Source organism: Halocatena salina (assembly GCF_023115355.1).
Classification (GTDB): Archaea; Halobacteriota; Halobacteria; order Halobacteriales; family Haloarculaceae; genus Halocatena; species Halocatena salina.
In genome coordinates this window covers 346,702-364,340 of record NZ_CP096019.1, presented here as the reverse complement: position 1 = coordinate 364,340, position 17,639 = coordinate 346,702, and the positions used below count along the sequence as shown (strand labels likewise).

Annotated in this window: 17 protein-coding genes, 1 tRNA gene and 2 pseudogenes; 11 read left to right on the top strand and 9 right to left on the bottom strand. The window is 56.2% G+C overall.

Annotated features, from left to right (window positions below; all coding sequences use genetic code 11):
• Positions 1 to 66: 66 nt before the first annotated feature.
• Positions 67 to 651, bottom strand: a complete 585-nt coding sequence (locus MW046_RS01860) for a GNAT family N-acetyltransferase (RefSeq protein ID WP_247993873.1) — start codon at positions 649 to 651, stop codon at positions 67 to 69.
• A 171-nt stretch (positions 652 to 822) separates the two neighbouring features.
• Here MW046_RS01860 and MW046_RS01855 point away from each other — a divergent pair, with 171 nt between their 5' ends.
• From MW046_RS01855 to MW046_RS01845, 3 genes and pseudogenes are all read left to right on the top strand, one after another.
• A complete protein-coding gene (locus MW046_RS01855; protein WP_247993872.1) occupies positions 823 to 1,053 on the top strand; it encodes an AbrB/MazE/SpoVT family DNA-binding domain-containing protein in 231 nt (76 codons plus the stop codon).
• Positions 1,054 to 1,430 (top strand): annotated as a pseudogene (locus tag MW046_RS19535) (PIN domain-containing protein).
• A gap of 107 nt (positions 1,431 to 1,537) precedes the next feature.
• The gene (locus tag MW046_RS01845) at positions 1,538 to 2,968 is read left to right on the top strand and encodes a replication factor C large subunit (RefSeq protein ID WP_247993870.1); all 1,431 of its coding nucleotides are present in this window, start codon (positions 1,538 to 1,540) and stop codon (positions 2,966 to 2,968) included.
• 46 nt (positions 2,969 to 3,014) lie between these two features.
• Here MW046_RS01845 and MW046_RS01840 read toward each other — a convergent pair whose 3' ends face one another.
• Positions 3,015 to 3,905, bottom strand: coding sequence for a COX15/CtaA family protein (locus MW046_RS01840; RefSeq protein ID WP_247993869.1), 891 nt, complete (start codon positions 3,903 to 3,905; stop codon positions 3,015 to 3,017).
• Between the two features lie 146 nt (positions 3,906 to 4,051).
• Between MW046_RS01840 and MW046_RS01835 the strand changes: the two genes are divergently transcribed.
• The gene (locus MW046_RS01835) at positions 4,052 to 6,304 is read left to right on the top strand and encodes an NADP-dependent malic enzyme (RefSeq protein ID WP_247993868.1); all 2,253 of its coding nucleotides are present in this window, start codon (positions 4,052 to 4,054) and stop codon (positions 6,302 to 6,304) included.
• A gap of 50 nt (positions 6,305 to 6,354) precedes the next feature.
• Here the strand turns inward: MW046_RS01835 and pan2 are convergent, their stop codons facing one another.
• Entirely contained in the window at positions 6,355 to 7,575 is a 1,221-nt protein-coding gene (gene pan2 / locus MW046_RS01830) for a proteasome-activating nucleotidase Pan2 (protein ID WP_247993867.1), read from the bottom strand.
• 509 nt (positions 7,576 to 8,084) lie between these two features.
• Between pan2 and MW046_RS01825 the strand changes: the two genes are divergently transcribed.
• The 3 genes from MW046_RS01825 to MW046_RS01815 all read left to right on the top strand — a co-directional run bounded on the left by MW046_RS01825 (position 8,085) and on the right by MW046_RS01815 (position 9,719).
• On the top strand, positions 8,085 to 8,318 hold the full coding sequence (locus tag MW046_RS01825) for a DUF5816 domain-containing protein (RefSeq protein ID WP_247993866.1): 234 nt from the start codon (positions 8,085 to 8,087) through the stop codon (positions 8,316 to 8,318).
• A 277-nt stretch (positions 8,319 to 8,595) separates the two neighbouring features.
• Complete coding sequence (locus MW046_RS01820) at positions 8,596 to 9,360, top strand: helix-turn-helix transcriptional regulator (RefSeq protein WP_247993865.1); 765 nt, start codon at positions 8,596 to 8,598, stop codon at positions 9,358 to 9,360.
• Positions 9,361 to 9,422: 62 nt separating this feature from the next.
• Positions 9,423 to 9,719 carry a PRC-barrel domain-containing protein gene (locus MW046_RS01815; RefSeq protein ID WP_247993864.1) on the top strand — a complete coding sequence of 99 codons (297 nt, stop codon included), beginning with the start codon at positions 9,423 to 9,425 and terminating at the stop codon, positions 9,717 to 9,719.
• A gap of 13 nt (positions 9,720 to 9,732) precedes the next feature.
• Here the strand turns inward: MW046_RS01815 and MW046_RS01810 are convergent, their stop codons facing one another.
• Positions 9,733 to 11,181 carry a DHH family phosphoesterase gene (locus tag MW046_RS01810; RefSeq protein ID WP_247993863.1) on the bottom strand — a complete coding sequence of 483 codons (1,449 nt, stop codon included), beginning with the start codon at positions 11,179 to 11,181 and terminating at the stop codon, positions 9,733 to 9,735.
• 95 nt (positions 11,182 to 11,276) lie between these two features.
• Here MW046_RS01810 and MW046_RS01805 point away from each other — a divergent pair.
• Positions 11,277 to 11,350 (top strand) — tRNA-Lys (locus MW046_RS01805).
• Position 11,351: 1 nt separating this feature from the next.
• Here MW046_RS01805 and guaB read toward each other — a convergent pair.
• Positions 11,352 to 12,842 (bottom strand): IMP dehydrogenase, encoded by a 1,491-nt coding sequence (gene guaB, locus MW046_RS01800; protein ID WP_247993862.1) that lies wholly within the window; start codon positions 12,840 to 12,842, stop codon positions 11,352 to 11,354.
• 258 nt (positions 12,843 to 13,100) lie between these two features.
• Between guaB and MW046_RS01795 the strand changes: the two genes are divergently transcribed.
• Positions 13,101 to 13,448: a hypothetical protein gene (locus MW046_RS01795; RefSeq protein ID WP_247993861.1), complete on the top strand. Its 348-nt coding sequence runs from the start codon at positions 13,101 to 13,103 to the stop codon at positions 13,446 to 13,448.
• A 19-nt stretch (positions 13,449 to 13,467) separates the two neighbouring features.
• Here the strand turns inward: MW046_RS01795 and MW046_RS01790 are convergent, their stop codons facing one another.
• Positions 13,468 to 14,241, bottom strand: coding sequence for a hypothetical protein (locus MW046_RS01790; protein ID WP_247993860.1), 774 nt, complete (start codon positions 14,239 to 14,241; stop codon positions 13,468 to 13,470).
• A 157-nt stretch (positions 14,242 to 14,398) separates the two neighbouring features.
• Here MW046_RS01790 and udk point away from each other — a divergent pair, with 157 nt between their 5' ends.
• Entirely contained in the window at positions 14,399 to 15,043 is a 645-nt protein-coding gene (gene udk, locus MW046_RS01785; protein ID WP_247993859.1) for a uridine kinase, read from the top strand.
• A gap of 29 nt (positions 15,044 to 15,072) precedes the next feature.
• Here udk and MW046_RS01780 read toward each other — a convergent pair whose 3' ends face one another.
• From MW046_RS01780 to MW046_RS01770, 3 genes and pseudogenes are all read right to left on the bottom strand, one after another.
• Positions 15,073 to 15,957, bottom strand: coding sequence for a glycoside hydrolase family 16 protein (locus MW046_RS01780; RefSeq protein ID WP_247993858.1), 885 nt, complete (start codon positions 15,955 to 15,957; stop codon positions 15,073 to 15,075).
• 386 nt (positions 15,958 to 16,343) lie between these two features.
• Positions 16,344 to 16,728, bottom strand: a pseudogene (locus MW046_RS01775) (PIN domain-containing protein).
• A 175-nt stretch (positions 16,729 to 16,903) separates the two neighbouring features.
• Positions 16,904 to 17,194 carry an AF_0619 family ribbon-helix-helix protein gene (locus tag MW046_RS01770; RefSeq protein ID WP_247993856.1) on the bottom strand — a complete coding sequence of 97 codons (291 nt, stop codon included), beginning with the start codon at positions 17,192 to 17,194 and terminating at the stop codon, positions 16,904 to 16,906.
• Between the two features lie 209 nt (positions 17,195 to 17,403).
• On the opposite strand from MW046_RS01770, the gene MW046_RS01765 reads away from it, so the two are divergent.
• Positions 17,404 to 17,634 (top strand): hypothetical protein, encoded by a 231-nt coding sequence (locus MW046_RS01765; protein WP_247993855.1) that lies wholly within the window; start codon positions 17,404 to 17,406, stop codon positions 17,632 to 17,634.
• Positions 17,635 to 17,639 lie beyond the last annotated feature (5 nt).

Below are 17,639 nucleotides of genomic sequence, written 5' to 3'. Positions count from 1 at the left end.
TTTGTTATAATTCTGTATGCAACTGTTTAGCTCACGAATAATTTTTTGCCTTACTGGTCATGACAACTAGTGATTTCGGTACTCGGACTGGGCGATGCTGTAGCGCACCACGTCCATAACAGTGCCGTCTTGGGTCGCGAGGTGGTTGCGGAGTTGTCCCTCACGGCGACCGCCGTGTGCCTCGACGTATTTTCGGATCGCGCGCTGGGAGCTGTCGTTGTCTGGATGGTGGCTGACAGTCACGAGATCCAGATCCAGCCGCTCGAACGCCAATTCTAGCAGCGCATCCGCCCGCTCACCGGAGTAGCCCCGACCCCACAGCGGCTTACGTAACCAGAGTCCAAGCGTTCCCACTCGCCGTTTCCAGTCGATTCCGAGTCCCGTCGTTCCACCGAACTCACCGGCGTTGGCTTCGGTCTCCTGTGGATACACCACGTACGTTGCACCCTCACCGTCCTCCCACACCTCCTGTTGGCGCTCGATGAACGTTCGGGTCTCGTTCAGCGACCGGTGGGGCGACCAGTTGAGGTGTCGCGTGATCTCCTCGATGTGGGGGGCGTCGACAGACGCGTGCTCGTAACACTCAAACAGGTGTTCCATTGTCAACCGGTCGAGTACCAGCCGATCGGTCTCGATCGTCTCCGGAAACATAGTTGATACTATCACGAAACGATGATAAGCGTTCTGTAGCTGTGTGAATGTATGACGTGGGCGGTGTACAGCATTCCCTATCGAAGCGGAGGGCAGCGATACCGAAACTGTCTGTAGAAAATATCATTTTTCAGAGATATATTTTCATTTATTCCCATCCTTGCATTAGGTATGTCGGAGACAACGCTCGATAGTCGCGGTCGGCTCACGCTTTCCAAAGCGATACGAGAGCGGCACGGGGAGCGTTACCACATCGTTGAGCTACACGATAGCATTAAACTCATTCCCATCGCGGACGATCCGCTCTCAGCACTCCGAGAGGAGTTCGCAGGCGTTGAGCAGTCGGTCGATGAACTCCGCGAACACGCGCGACGTGACGCGCTTGACGAGACTGGTAGGTGAATGTACGTCGAAACTGATTTTCTGCTCGCCCTCATCAAAGACGACGATTGGTTCAGTGACGCCGCCGAGACGGCGTATCACGAACACCGGGAGTCACTCTGGACATCGCAGTTCACACTCATCGAGCTTCTTTTCGTCGCGTACCTATAAGAATTAAATACTGAGCGTGTCATTGCTAATGCTTCCAGTCTCATCGACGTTCGGGGTGATGCCGAGACGGTCGTTGCGGCGGCGAGCCACGTCGAAGAGCACGGGTTCACCTCCTTCGACGCGCTCTATCTCGTCGAATCGGACGGCGACACTGTCGTGTCGAGTGATGGATCGTACGAAGGGTTCGCGCCCGTCTCGATCTGAACACGGTCGATGATCAAGCGTGACTGACTCCGAACAACCTCAGCGTTAAGTTCGAACCCCTCCGAGAGCAGGTAACGAATGTGCTCGAACGGGTCGCATACGAACGGAATGGTGGTGTGCCGGTGGAACGATGACTGATTGGACCGAGAAATACCGCCCGACCACACTGGCCGAAGTCCGGGGGAACAACAAAGCCCGCGATGCGCTCCGCGAGTGGGCCGAGTCGTGGGATGAACACAGAGAGAGTGTCATCCTCCACGGCAGTCCGGGCGTCGGAAAGACATCCGCAGCTCACGCGCTCGCAAACGATATGAATTGGTCGACCATCGAGCTCAACGCCAGCGACCAGCGCACTGCGGACGCGATCGATCGGGTCGCGGGTGGTGCTGCGATGAATCAGTCCCTATCGGGCACCGGACGACAGCTCGTGATCCTGGATGAAGCGGACAATATCCACGGCAACGCCGATCGAGGTGGTGCGCGTGCCGTCACCCAACTCGTCAAAGAGACCCAACAACCGATGGTGCTCATCGCAAACGAGTATTACGACATGTCGAACGCGCTCCGGAACGCCTGTCAGGAGATCGAGTTTCGAGACGTTTCGGCGCGGTCGATCGTCCCCGTGCTTAGGGACATCTGCCGGAAAGAAGACATCGAATACGAGTCGTCGGCGCTTGATGCGATCGCAGAGACCAACAGCGGGGATCTCCGGGGCGCGGTGAACGATCTCCAAGCGATCGCTGGCAACCGTGGACGGATCGAAGAATCCAACGTCGTGACTGGTGACCGTGATCGAACGGAGGGGATCTTTCAGTTGCTCGATGCCGTCTTCAAAGAGAAGGATGCCCGGGGTGCGCTCGAATTTTCGTACGATGTGGACGAAACGCCGGACGATGTCGTCAACTGGATCGAGGACAACGTTCCGAAGGACTACCACGGGGCGGAGCTTGCTGACGCATACGAACGCCTCGCAGCTGCCGATCGATGGCTCGGACGCGTCCGTGCGACACAGAACTACTCCTACTGGCGATACGTGAGCGACAACACGACCGCGGGCGTCGCTGCCGCGCGTCAAGAACCCAAAGGCGGCTGGACGCGCTACAGTCCTCCCAGCTACTGGTCGAAGCTCGGCCGATCGAAAAGCACCCGAGCCAAACGGGACTACGTCGCTCAGGGGATCGCTACGTCGAGTGGAACGAGTATCGCAACCGCCCGCAAGGAGGTACTACCCTACCTCGCTACGATGACTCACCACTGTACTAACCGCGAACTCACTGTCACCATGGCCGCCCGCTACGATCTCGACACCGAACACGTCGCTTTCGTCACTGGAAGCGGTGAAAACACGAAAAAAGTCGAATCGATCGTTGAGGAGGCCCAGCGGCTACGATCGATGCCTGACCCCATGGACGGGAACGATACCGCTGACGATTCGACGACTGAGGAAACTGTTGACTCCGACGAGACAGGAGAGTCTAACGGAACAGGGGACACCGACCAGACGGACGATCCCGACCCCGAGAACGACGATCAACAGACTGGTCTCGGGGATTTCGTGTGAATCGACGAACGGAGTCACCGCGGTTTACGGATGACGAACTAGGTTCTCACTCGGACTCGTGAACTGTGGACTCTTGACCGGGTGATCGACCGGTTCCTCGGAAGACGAGCCATCCTGTAGCGATGAGGATGAGACCCAACACGAACGTGAGACCGTCGGACACCATCGGTGAGACGGATCCCCACAGCTGTCGATCAACCAGCATTTGTGCTGCGAGTACCACTGTTCCGGCCGTCGATAGCTGGCTCACGTGACCGAGCCGCCGCATCGAGATCGGTGATACAACTCGCGCGGTCCAGACAGCCATGGAGACGAGCACGCCGAACAACAACAGAGACAGCGCGTAGTAGACGATCTGTACTACCGGCGAGTACACGAACACGGTTCCGTAGTTGAACAGATACTGTACGGGCAGTAAAACGAGCGCGGCTAGAGTTCCCCAGCGAAGCCGGGATCGGAACTGCCGACGCTCGGTTTCTCCCCTCGGAGGCGAAGAGATCGTGAGTGCTGTTGCCACCGTCAACAAGGCGAGAATGGCGAGCGCAACGGTGTAATGTAAAAGCTGTACACTCGGTGCATAACCCCACGGGAATACACCACTGAGCGTTACCGTCACCGCTCCCAGCCCAATCTGAAGCGGTAACAATCCCACTGCGAGTGTGATCGCCCATGCCACCCGACGATCGTCCTGTCGCGTCCAGCCGGCGTACGCTGCCCCGAGGATGACAAAGCCGGTAATCATGGCGACGAGTCGGTGGAACCACTCGATGAAACTCGGAAGGTTCGCCGGGAACAGCCCCAGCCACCCATCACAGAACGGCCACCGTGCACCGCACGTCAGTCCGGCACCGAACGCGGCAGTGTAGATGCCCAGCAACATGAGAACGTACGTCAGCCCCGTCGTGACCACAATGAGCCGACGGAATCGAACCCTCATACACGTTGCTCCGTTCTGAGACCATTTGAATCCCCTCACTTGGTGGTGCCCCTCGTTTCGTTTTGGGAGGGACGCGGAGTAACTGCCCGTATGATTGAGAGAGTGTATCGAGATAGTTATTTAGGGTTCCTCTGCAGAGGGCGAACATGGGACTAGATGAGGATTCGCTGGCGTATCACCGGCGATCTCCAGAAGGGAAGATAGCGATGTCGACGACAAAACCGACGAGTACCCAACGCGATCTAAGCTTGGCGTACTCACCGGGTGTGGCTGCTCCGTGCCGCGCGATCGATGAGGATCCAGCAGCGGCCTACCAGTACACGACCAAAGGAAACTTGGTGAGCGTGGTATCGAACGGCAGCGCGGTGTTAGGGCTGGGCGACATCGGCGCTCAAGCCTCGAAGCCGGTGATGGAAGGCAAAGGCGTACTGTTCAAGCGGTTCGCGGACATCGACGTGTTCGACATTGAGCTCGACGAATCCGATGTGGACGCGTTCGTGGACGCAGTCGCGGCGATGGAGCCGACGTTCGGCGGAATCAATCTCGAGGACATCGCGGCACCGGCGTGTTTCGAGATCGAACGACGGTTACGCGAACGGATGGATATCCCCGTGTTCCACGACGACCAACACGGTACCGCTATCATCTCTGGGGCTGCCCTGGTGAACGCCGCCGAAATCGCTGATAAACAGCTTTCGGAGCTTGACATCGTCTTTTCCGGCGCAGGCGCGAGCGCGATCGCCACAGCGCGATTTTACGTCTCCCTCGGCGCTAAAAAGGAAAACATCACGATGTGTGATTCCTCGGGGATCATCACCCAGTCGCGGGTGGCAAGTGGAGAGATCAACAATTTCAAACAAGAGTTCGCACGGGACATCCCGGGCGGTGATCTCTCGGATGCGATGGCCGATGCAGACGTGTTCGTGGGGCTGTCGGTCGGTGGGATCGTCAGCCAAGAGATGATCCGGTCGATGGCACGGGATCCAATCGTGTTCGCTATGGCGAACCCCGATCCGGAGATCGGCTACGAGGAAGCCAAAACCGCCCGCGAGGATACGGTGATCATGGCGACGGGCCGGTCTGATTATCCCAATCAGGTGAACAACGTGTTGGGGTTCCCGTTCATCTTCCGGGGTGCCTTGGACGTTCGCGCGAGCGAGATCAACGAACAGATGAAAGTCGCTGCAGCGCGCGCGCTTGCCGACTTGGCCCGACAGGACGTTCCCGATGCAGTAGTCAAAGCGTACGGCGACCAGCCCCTCCAGTTCGGCTCGGAGTACATCATTCCCAAGCCGCTGGATCCGCGAGTGTTGTTCGAGGTGTCGGGAGCAGTCGCTCAAGCGGCTGTAGACAGCGGAGTCGCCCGCGAGACCATCGAACAGCCGAGCTACCGCGAGCAACTGGAAGCTCGTCTCGGTAAATCCCGCGAGATGATGCGAGTGGTGCTCAACAAAGCCAAATCCGCCGACCAGCGCATCGTCCTCGCAGAAGGCACCAACGAAAAAGTCATTCGAGCAGCCCACCAGCTCATCGAGCAGAACATCGCACAGCCCATCCTCATCGGCGACAGGGATGCGATTCACGACACCGCCACCTCGCTCAGACTGGAGATGGATCCGGAGATCGTTGATCCGAATGAAGATTCGTTGACGGCGTACGCAGATCGGTTGTACGAACTGCGAAAACGCAAGGGAATGACCCGTCGTGAAGCCGACGATCTGATCCGCGATGGAAACTACTTGGGAAGTGTGATGGTGGACGTCGGAGATGCGGACGGATTGTTGGCAGGATTGACCCATCACTACCCATCAGCGTTGCGCCCTCCCTTGCAGGTGATCGGAACTGCTCCCGAAGCTGACTACGCGGCCGGAGTGTATCTGTTGACGTTCAAAAATCGAGTGGTGTTCTGTGCAGACGCGACGGTGAATCAGGATCCGGATGCTGCGGTACTAGCCGAAATTGCCCAACACACCGCGGCACTTGCCCGCCGGTTCAACGTCTCTCCCCGAGTGGCGTTCCTCTCGTACTCGGATTTCGGCAGCGTGCGTACTGAAGGCACCGTCAAACCACGAGAGGCGGCCAATCAGTTGCGCGTCGATCCCTCGGTCGACTTCCCGGTCGACGGCGAAATGCAGGCTGACACCGCGGTGATCGAGGAGATGTTAACGGGTACGTACGACTTCGCCGAGCTGGATGAACCCGCAAACGTCCTCGTGTTTCCAAACCTCGAAGCGGGGAACATCGGCTACAAGCTACTCCAGCGTCTGGGGGGTGCCGACGCGATCGGTCCCATGCTGGTAGGAATGGCCAAACCCGTTCACATCCTCCAGCGCGGCGACGAAGTCGCCGACATTGTCAACCTCGCTAGTATCGCTGCCGTCGACGCACAAACGAATTAGAACTAGCACCCGTCCCGCTCGAATGATAGGACGGTTTCGACCGTCAGGAATCAGTAGAACGTAGCAGTTCGTACCGTTGTGTCTTCTTCGTCGTCTAGCTTGTCATAAGCCGCCTCGAAATCCTCGGCCCGTACCGTCGTCCGTTCGTCCCGCACTGCAAACATCCCAGCTTCGGTGACTAAGCTCGACAGTTGAGCACCGCTGAATCCCTCGGTCATCGTCGCGAGCTCGTCGTACTCGATATCGTCGCTGAGATCCATCTCGGACGCATGGATCTCGATGATCCGTTTGCGACCCTCTTGATCTGGTTTTGGGACTTCGATGAGGCGGTCGAACCGTCCGGGGCGGAGGATGGCGCGATCGAGCATATCGAAGCGGTTTGTGGCGGCGATGATGCTGATCTCGCCGCGGTCGTCGAAGCCGTCCATCTCCGAGAGCAACTGCATCATGGTCCGCTGGACCTCGGCGTCTCCGGAGGTTTTCGAATCGGTGCGTTTTGCAGCGATCGCATCGATTTCGTCGATGAACAGCACTGCTGGCTCGCGTTCTGCGGCCAACTCGAACAGATCCCGTACCAACCGCGCACCTTCTCCGATGAACTTCTGGACGAGTTCCGAGCCGGCCATCTTGATGAACGTCGCCTCCGTCTGGTTGGCGACCGCTTTGGCCAACATCGTCTTCCCCGTCCCCGGCGGCCCATGCAACAACACCCCTGACGGTGGATCGATCCCCACCGCATCGAACTGATCGGGATCGAGCAACGGCTCCTCGACCGTTTCTCGGACCTCGAGGATCTCTTCGTTCAGTCCACCGATGTCCTCGTATGTGACGCTCGGGCGCTGTGTAACTTCCATCGCTTGTGCCCGCGAATCCGTCTCACTGCTAAGAACCGTCTGGACGGTGAACGAATCGCTGATCGAAACGCGATCGCCAGCATCGATCTGTTCTTGCAGTCGAGGGGAGAGATCGGTCAAAACCTCCTGATTGTTGCCGTGCTGTTTGATCACGACTTGGTCGTCAATGACCTCCTCAACGGTGGCGATGTACTGAGCAGAGGTCTTCAGTGTCTCGTTTTCCCGCTGCAATTGTTCGACGTCCTCACGAAGTGCGCCCTGTTGTGACTGGGCGGACTGGAGCTGGTCGTCGAGCTGTTCATTTACTTCTAGAATACGACAATAATGCTGCTGCAGCGCATCGAGGCGCTCGGCCGGCGGCATTTCCGGATCAAGTTCCAACTGCGGTCGATCCGGCAACGAAGGACTACGGGACATAGAGTTACCCTACCTATGGCACTAAGCTAAAAGTGACTTTGGGTTGCGTCAGGCCTCCATCACCTGCAAGCGACCACGATCGCCCGGTTATTCGGGTAGTTCACGGCATTACACCATTGATCTCAACGCGGCAAATCATGTCGACACACCAACCCAGCGAGCACGCTGTCAATGAGGGGGACCACTCACGTCGACCAGCCAAATGGATGGCAGCGTGATCCCCGTTAGATACTCGAATGAGCGCCACGGAACGTGGCAATGCTGTCGGTTGTGGTGTGACAGGACAACCGACACAGAGTGGTTGACAGCCGATTCAAAATGCGCTTGGCTGGCAGTTGCCGGGTCGTTTCTCCTCGTTTTCGAACTGCTCCGATCAGGGCTGCGTCAACGAGGTATAGCGGCGATCACGAACGCTGTAACTGTTGAATTTGCAGGCTGGGTTCGTTGTTGTCGGCTTTTGACTGCTATCATCCGACCAGTATATGTTGCTCGATCCCCGATACTGGCGTATGGAGGAGCGAACCCATCCCGGGGGAGAGACGCTGTACGTCGATTTCACACAGGCCGAACGAGGATCGAAAGCCCCCTTCTACGTCGTATACAACACCGATCAGAAACGGTGGGGCTTTTTCTGTTCAAATTGTGAGTCATTTGACACTGCTGTTGATTCTATGGGACGTATCAAATGTGACAATTGTAGCAATCTTCACAAAGCTGAAGAATGGGATGCAGCACACGAATGATCCGTGCATCGATGTCAGGAATTCTTAGAGAGCTATAGCTCTATGGCTCGTGTTTCGGAATCCGTGGCGGATCGGGCAGTACCGCCACCGATAGGATAGCTGCCGGGGTGTCAGAGGCATCCGGCAATTCATCCATGTGCCTGCATGTATATCACCTTACTCCCTGAATATCTGACTCGAAGTTGGGTAATAGTATATAAAATTTTCCCTTACTTATGGGGGACACGAGGATCTTTTACCGCATTACTTTTAGTACTGGCAAGTAACTATTTACGCGATGGAAGATACGGAGCCGTCACAGCTCCTTTTGAACCGCATAACGCTTCTTCGGGAGTTGGATGGCGACCCTCAAGACACTGACAGCCTTGGTGCTACGCTTGAGGTGTCCGAATCGACAATCAATAGGGCCGTGTACGATCTCCAATCGCGAGGATACATCGAACAGGACGAAGATGAGTATTTGACGACGCTTACCGGTCGGCTGGCACTCAAGGCGTACGACCGGTTTGAACGGCGAATGGCATGCATTCAGGAGGCGATCGAGTTGCTCTCCGTGCTCGACTCGGATGTGCCGCTCGTTCCTGCGGTAGTCGCAGACGCCGAAATCGTCCACACCACCGGTGACCGGTCTCACTCCGCTCGAATCGAGCGGCTCCTCGATGGCGCACGACGGATTCGATCCGTTCCATCAGCAATTTCCGAACCGTATCTCGATCTGCTCTACGAACGAGTGATGGACGGGACCGAACTATCACTCGTCATCTCCTCGTCGCTCGTCGAGCAACTCGTCACTGGCCAAAACGACGAGCTCGTCGCGGCCCTTACCACCGAACAAACCGAACTTGGACAGATAGACACTGAGCCGCCGTTTGGCACGACCATCGTCGAATCCGATGAACGAACGGTCATCGAACTGCGGGTGTACGGTCCGGATGGTGTTCGTGGAAGTATCATCAACGATACTCCGGAGGCAGTCGCGTGGGCGATGGACTACTACGAAGAGATGCAGAACGAATCGCTTTCGATCTATTCACCCGGTTGATACCTTCTCGCATCGGTCTGAGATCCACAAACGGTTAAGATGCTTCGCATCGACGCTCGCGTATGGTGACCGAATCGGAACCACGGGAGATCACGGCCCTCATCGATCACGATGTGTACTCGGCCAGTGGAACGTTCATCGGTCGCGTCGACGATCTCAAACTTGATCTCGATGCCGAAATAGTGACTGGTCTTGCGCTGGGGGAAATCAACAGGGCACTTTTCGAAGAGTACGTTTCGGAGGGCCAAGGGGTCGTCGTTCCCTATCGTTGGGTACGGTCGGTCGGTGACGTCGTTATCGTCAACGACACCATCGATCGACTCAAACAACCGAGCGACCAAACGGAGGCCGCAGAGTAAGGTCAGCCGGCGATTACGAACCGTTCCCGTCGCTCGTTTCGACTCCCAGTGCTTCGAAGAGCTTGGTTCTGACGGCTTTTTCCACGAGAGAGAGGAGTGTGCCGCGGTTTTCCTCGCTCGTTTCGATCCCTGTGAAGATTCCGAGTGGAATAGTGGCACTAGCGTCGGTCGAGTGACCGGCGGTTTCTCCAATGTCACCGAAGGCATCTTCGAGTACGGAACCGATGTTCATCCGGATGTCTTTCGATCGGGCGGCGAGATAGATTGCGTCGTCAGTGATGGCGAAGACGGCGCTGGTAGTGATCCCTTCGAGATTGAGGAGTCGCTGGGCAGCTTGGCCAAGCGCGTCCTGATCTCGCACGAAGCCAGCGTTCGTGACGAGGTGGCTCCCTTTCACCTCTCGGTTGTGGATGGCTTCTGCGAGCACGTCGAGCGTTTCAGGACTCATACTCGGTGCTTCGACCTGTTCTAAGGTGTCGTGATCGGCAAACGGGTAGAGGTACGCCGCGGCCGTGAGATCCGCCGGCGTCGTATCGCGCTTGAAATCGAGCGTTTCGGCACGGATCCCATACAATAGAGCCGTTGCGACCTCCTCGCTGACTGTGAGATCGAGGGTTTGGAGATATTTCGTGAGAATCGTCGATGAAGAGGACACGTTCGGGCGGATATCTGAAAACGCGACTTCCATCTCGAACTGAGGTTCAGCGTGATCAATGTAGATGTCGACGACGCCGTCTACCGCCGGTTCGGTGGCGTGGGCGTGGTTAATGAGCGTGATCGTGTCGTACGTATCAAGAGAGATGTCCGCTTTCGAGACGAGATCGATTCCCAACAAATTGACGAATGCCCTGTTCTCTTGGAGCGACATCTCGCCGTCGTAAATCACGTCGGCGTCGACATCCCGGTCATCTGCGATCGCTTGCAGGGCGACAGCGCTGGCGATCGCGTCCGGATTTGGTCGATGATGCGTGAGGATTGCCATCTTGGATGTCGTGCTGTCGATGCTATCGACGAGTTCGCCCGTTTTGTACTCCAGTTCGCCGGATTCGAGCGCTCGGAGCGCAGAGTCGGCGATGACCGTCGACGGATTGATCACGACATCGGCTCCCAAGTCCGTGAACTCGTCCGCCGAGACGGGATCTGACGCACGAACGACGATGTACCGCTCGCCTGACTGCTCCCGGAGATGTTTCACGGCCGTTTTGTTCGTCTCTACATCCGTGGCCATGATGAGGATCACATCTCGGTCAGCGATGGATTCGGCGACCGCCGATTCGCGGATGTCTGCGGTTCGGGCGTCGAGATCTTGATCCCTGAGGGCTTCGACGCGATCTTCGTCCTTATCGAGAATGAGCACGTCTTTTTGTTCGCGTTCGAGTTCTTCAGCAACGGCGTGACCGACACTTCCACACCCAAGAATCGCGTAGGTAGACATCGACGCCATCGTAATGGCGGTACTCATGGTACCCAACTTGGGGGTCCGACACACTTGAAACTCTCTTCTTTGCGGTCAGCAAAGGAAACGTATATCAATCAACCCCCGTAATGCGATGATGAGGGCTGATAGCTCAGCCAGGCAGAGCATCTGGCTCTTAACCAGACGGCCGAGGGTTCAAATCCCTCTCAGCCCGGTCAGTTCTCGCGTGGTTTGTAATTCGGTGCTTCGTCGGTGATCACTACATCGTGAGGATGGCCTTCGGTTTGGCCGGCGGGTGAGACGCGCACGAACTCGGCGTCATCTTTAACGTCGGCGATGGATTCGGCACCCACATATCCCATCCCGGACTGCATCCCACCAACGAGCTGGTGGAGTTCGCTTTCGAGACTGCCTTTGTACGGTGTTGCGGCTTCGACGCCCTCGGGCACGTACTCTTCGTCTTCGTCGGCCTCTTTCAGGTAGCGGTCACCGCCGCCCGACTGCATCGCGCCGACACTTCCCATCCCTCGGTACTGCTTGTATTTTTTCCCGTTTCTGGTGATGATTCGCCCGGGAGCCTCGTCTGTACCGGCAAAATAAGAGCCGAGCATGACCACGTCCGCACCGGCCGCGATAGCTTTGATCGCATCACCCGAGTACCGAATTCCACCATCGGCAATGACGGGCACATCGTGTTGATTTGCCACATCTGCGACGTTGGCGATGGCAGTCATTTGGGGCATCCCGGCACCGCTGACGACGCGCGTGGTACAGATACTTCCTGGACCGATCCCGACTTTCAATCCATCAGCGAAGTCGACGAGTGCCCGTGCGGCCTCCGATGTTCCAATGTTCCCGACGACCACGTCGGCTTCGACCGTCGATGTGATCTCTCGGGCACTCTCGATGACCGAACGGTTGTGCGCGTGCGCACAGTCAATGAACAGCACGTCAGCACCAGCGTCGTCGGCAGCGACCGCGCGGTCGTCTTCGAACGGTCCGACAGCAACCCCGACACGGAGGCGACCGTCCTCATCACGAGCGGCGTCGTCGTACTCACGGCGCTGGAGGATGCCCTGCATCGTCACCAGCCCGGTGAGTATTCCCGATTCGTCGACGATCGGCACGCGCTCGATCTTGTGCTCATACATCAGTTCAAGCGCTTCTCGGGCGGTCACGTCGTCGGCAGCCGTGATGACCTCGTCGGTCATCGCCTCGCGTACCTCATCACGGTCACCGACCTCTAGGTACGGTCGGATATCAGTCCCGGAGATGATGCCCAAAACCACACCGTCCTCATCGACGACGGGAGCACCGCTGACTCCCTTCTCGTTCATCATTCGGTCGACTTCCTGTACCGTCTGGTCGGGGTTTGCCGTCACGACATCACGGATGATCAGTTCGTCTGCGCGTTTGACGCGCTCGACTGACCGAACGGTCTCTTCGATCGGCATATTGCGATGGAGGACACCGAGTCCACCCTGGCGAGCCATCTCGGTCGCCATCCCGCTTTCGGTCACCGTGTCCATCGCCGCCGACAACACTGGAACGGATAATTCAACGTTTTTTGAAACGTTTGTCCGCGTGTCAGCTTCTTCTGGCTCGATGTGACTTTCGGTCGGACGCAAAAGAACGTCGTCGAACGTCAACGCCTCCGGTACGTTCAACTTCTCCAGAAAGGTCTGGTCGTGCGGTTCCTTCGCCATGTTAACGGTCGTAGATCCCCTGATAAAAGGATTGTGTGATGGGGGTTGTCGTCACAAAGACGACGATTATACATATTCATGTATTCATAATTGAAGAACATCTCTGTTTCGACCGAATCTCCAATTCTTCGGTTCAATCATTCATGAAGCTCTTCAACTGATGAATTAGGTGTCCTATGATGTGTTATCAGATGGGATGTTTGGTGTGTGACGGATGTCTGACGAAGCTTCTTGGGTACGTAATCCCAATTGAAAGGCATGGAATCGTTGAATGGCGCGACTTCTCGAACACCGGCCGTCGGGCAGTCGAAGGAATGGGTAGAGCGCACCAACATGGCCTTACAGCTACTCGGCGTATTTTTGCTCATTAATGGCATTTATTTTGCCCTTTTTGAGGCAGATATCTACACCGCGTTGGTGTTCTATTCGTTCGTCCTGATGGTCCTCACTGGTGTCGGATACTGCTATTACTTCACCGCAGAAGACGTAGAATACGTGTTAAGATCTTGCCAGTATACTGGCTCCTCGATGATCGATTCTATCGATCTGCTCAACGGACGGTCAACGCCTAACCAGCAGTCAACGTCCGAACGACGCCGTCTCTGATCGTTCAGGAGACGAACCGTTACAGGCTTCCGTACGGATCGGGAGAAAAGCTTCCTATCGTCGGTCTGACCCGATTTTCGAAGATAACTTCGAAATACGTCTGATCATCGATCTGGGCGTTGTTGTACGCCTTTTCGGAAGCGTAGTACGTTTGGATGAACGGATCGCCGTTCGGTCCCTCCCCGTGATCGACCGTGATACGGTAGGAGGGGACATCGTTCGCTGTATCCGCCTTGGAGAACTTTTTCCGTATCGTACCTTCCCGAATTATCAGTGTTATAGCGCTTATTCTCTGGTTATCAAACATATCCAGTGTGTACTCGATCCGATCGCCCGAGAGCAACTTTCCGAACATCTCCCGCGAAAGGAGATACCGAGGCGTGCCACCGATCGCGGGTTGTCTCGGTTTTTCTCCAGAGCTGGTTTCGACGAGCGGTCCGTGACCGTTCAGTTTGCGAAGTTGGACGTAGTAGTGGACATCGTTGTATTTGCGCTTGAGTTTGTTATGGAGCGACGGTGAGATCGTGGTGTTCGCTGGTTCTTCGGATCGAGGGAATTCGGATTGGAGCACCTCGTCTTCAATCTCGATTTTGATCTCGTTGTTCCCGGCTTTGAGCACTGGAACCCGTCGATTGTTATGCTCCCCGAAGATTCCTTTTTGTATGAGTACCCCTTGTGGAGGGGGAAGTGGATGGACACAGCCAGCACTGCTTGCGAACAGCCCCGCACCGATTGCGGAGAGGACCGTTCTGCGAGAAACGCGATCATCCTCGGAGCGAAGATTCGGCCACACAGGTGTGTGTCGTTTCCGAACAGGACATAACTCTACTGAAAAGCAGTCGTCGCGACCGACTAATCGGCGTGAACACGCTCAATCGGTGTGTGCTGTTCACACAAAGGAAGACGGATCGATAGAGCAGTTTAAACGAGTTGGGTTCTCAACAAAGCCAATGACAGCTCCCTCGTTCGTGATCGGAATCGCGGGTGGGACGGGTGCAGGAAAGACAGCTGTCGCGCGCGAGGTCGGTGAAACGGTCGGTGAAGCGGTATCGATCCTCCCGCTCGATAACTACTATCAGGATCACTCCCATCTCCCGGTTGAGGAACGCGATCAGGTGAACTACGATCATCCCTCGGCGTTCGAGTGGGAACTACTGGCTGAACAGATCGAGACGCTCCTCGACGGTACCCCTATCGAGATGCCACAGTACGATTTCACCGTTCACAACCGCACGGACGAACGTGTTCGGGTCGAGCCGACCGAGATCCTGATCGTGGAGGGCATTCTCTCGCTGTTCGAAGAGCGCCTGCGCGAACTGTATGATCTGTGTATCTACGTCCAAACCGACGCCGACGTTCGCATCCTTCGCCGAATTCGACGCGACGTCATCGAACGCGATCGCACCCTCGAAGGCGTCATGAATCAGTATCTCACGACGGTTAAACCGATGCACGAGCGACACGTCGAACCGACAAAAGAGCACGCCGACGTTATCATTCCTGAAGGACTCAACCACAGCGCAGTCGATCTCATCACTAAAACCATTCACACCGAAATGCGAGAGCAAGAGCCACCAGTGTCCGATGTGTCGTGAGAAAACGGTTCCGTCACGGAGCCGTCAGGCTACACCCAATCGTAAACCCGGATGTAATCGACCTCCATGCGCTGGGGGAACGACGTACTGGCATCGGGATAGCCGGGCCAGTCGCCGCCGACAGCGACGTTCAAGATGAGGAAAAATGATCCGTTGTCGAACACCCATTCGTATCCCGAATCCTGCACATCATAGAGAGTGACCGTAAAGTAGTGCTGGCCGTCGACGAAGAACTTGATCGCGTCGGGATACCATGTGAGCTGGAAGACGTGATATGCGTCGGCGAACGAACCGTTGGTGTAGCTGCCACCGATGCTGTTGCCGCCGGAGTAACTGGGACCGTGGATAGTACCGTGGACAGTGTCGACATCGCTCCCAATGAGTTCCATGATATCGATTTCGCCGCAGTTTGGCCATCCAACCGACCCAATATCGGCACCGAGCATCCAGATCGCAGGCCATATTCCTTGCCCCTGTGGGAGACGAGCACGCACGTCTACGCGCCCGTACTGCTTTTCGTACTTACCTGCAGTGGTCATGCGCGCAGAAGTGTACTCATACCCATCGACCCCTTGTTCGCGGGCCTCGATGACGAGTTGATCGTTCTCGATCCACGCGTTCTCACGTTGGTAGTACTGGAGTTCGTTGTTCCCCCAGCCGTCGTTGTTGCCGGTCTCGAAGTTCCAGACACCTTGGTCGATAGACCCAGTATCGAACTCCTCACGCCAACTGAGCGTCCATTCATTGCCGTCGAACGCTTGTGTGTGCACCTGCTTCGAATCGACCGCAGCACTCGCCGTCGAAGCGGCCCATATGCCCCCGAGAGTAACCCCTGCGGTCTGCAGAAAGTGCCTCCGCCGGAGTCGGTTGTTGGTCGGTGCGTCTCTCGATCCGCGTGAGCTGTCGTCAGTCATTGTCGTTGCACTCCATCGTCGGACACGACCACCCCCCGATGCGAGTAGGACAGTCGAGTAGCCGACAGACAAAAACAAATACAACCCAAATATTATAAATTATTTTATCTATATTAGTATTGTTTAGGAGAATAAAAAATATTTATGATTACATTTTAGGCATAGGTACTATCCGACTCTTATAAAATATCAGTGGAGTTGGAAGCGTAGCTTGTCGTGCTTTTGCTACATCACAGACGCCGAACTTCTGCAACGAGTGGATGCCTCGAACTACCGCCTTACAGCGCTCGGTGAATCATTCATTACAGGCAAAGCCACAGCAGAAGAGATAGGATTGGACGGATAGACAGCACCGTGCCCCTCGTGCAAACGAAAAAGAGGATGCGTCACACTTCTTGATCGAACGCATCACCGGTCTCTCGTTGTTCCTGCCGGACTCGTGCGACCATTGCCTCTGTTGTGAGAGCTGGCGTCAGCGTCTGTTCGTGGAGATCGGGGTCATTACTCCAGATTGCTGCGTCGAGTTCGAGCGCGGCAGCGACATAGAGCGTCCTTGACATCGATCTCGTTCATTGCTTGCTCTGCTTGCTTGTGATACCGGGTTGTACGATCCTCCGGAAGGGTCTCGATCGGCGTGAAAAGCGTGTCGAGGAGTGCGTCAAGGTCTGCGTCTGCAAGGCCGGACTTATCCCTGAGCACGGCACGATGCTTGTCCAGTTCGTCACGAATGAACGCGGGTGAGTAGAGTTCATCCTCGGTTGTGAGGAGCATCTCTCGGGTGATCCCGGGCGTCAACGTCGCCGAAATGAGTGTGTTTGCATCGATAACGATCCTCGCCGGGTACGAAACGTGCTCGTCGTTCATCAATTCGATTCGTCTGCTGCCGCGTCTCCGTCAGAAACCACTCTCAGAGGGTGCGTTGGAACGGTCCCTGTGGGTACCAGCGTCATTGTGTGGCGACCGTGCCGCTGTTTTTCGAGTGATCGTCCTCGTCACTAGCGTCCCGTGCTCGCCTGTTGGCAGAGTCAGTGATACTTTCGGCGATCTCGTGTGCCTCTCGCTCAGTCAGCTGATTACTCGCCGCAATATCGTCCATCGTTTCCAGATCCTCGATGGTGGTTCGGATAGCCTTGCGCGCGACGCCACTCCAGTTGATCTCCTCACGCTCGTCCATCTTTGCTTTGAGCGAGCTGTCGAGTCGAACGGTGATCATCTCCTCTTTTCGATCGGTGCTCATGGGTTCTCAATTGTGTATAGTCGTGTATATACAAAAGTCTGCCTCCTAAAGCGTCAGTTGTCTCCTCCGTGACCGCGTGGTGGTCGCCGCTATCGCTCATGAGTAATAACGCGCGTCGTCACTGTGGCCATATATTAATCGCAGAGCCAACAGGCTCAGTGAGCGATTGATGAAGTGGGTTGCCCCCAGAGTTGGATGTAGCGAACCGCATGACAGCACCGACCTCTGTTGGAATCGACCCGAAACCGAACGAACTCTCAGCTGCAAACGACGGTAGCGTTATATACACCACACTGCCGTCCCTTGGATTCGAATCGTTCGGAAAACGAACGGGCGCTGAGGGCGCTCGTTCGGGCGACGAATGGATTCCCTTGGTGGCTGTGACTCGTACGATATCGGGCATTCTGAATCGGTGGGTGCTGTCTGTGGTCGCTGGATAGGTACT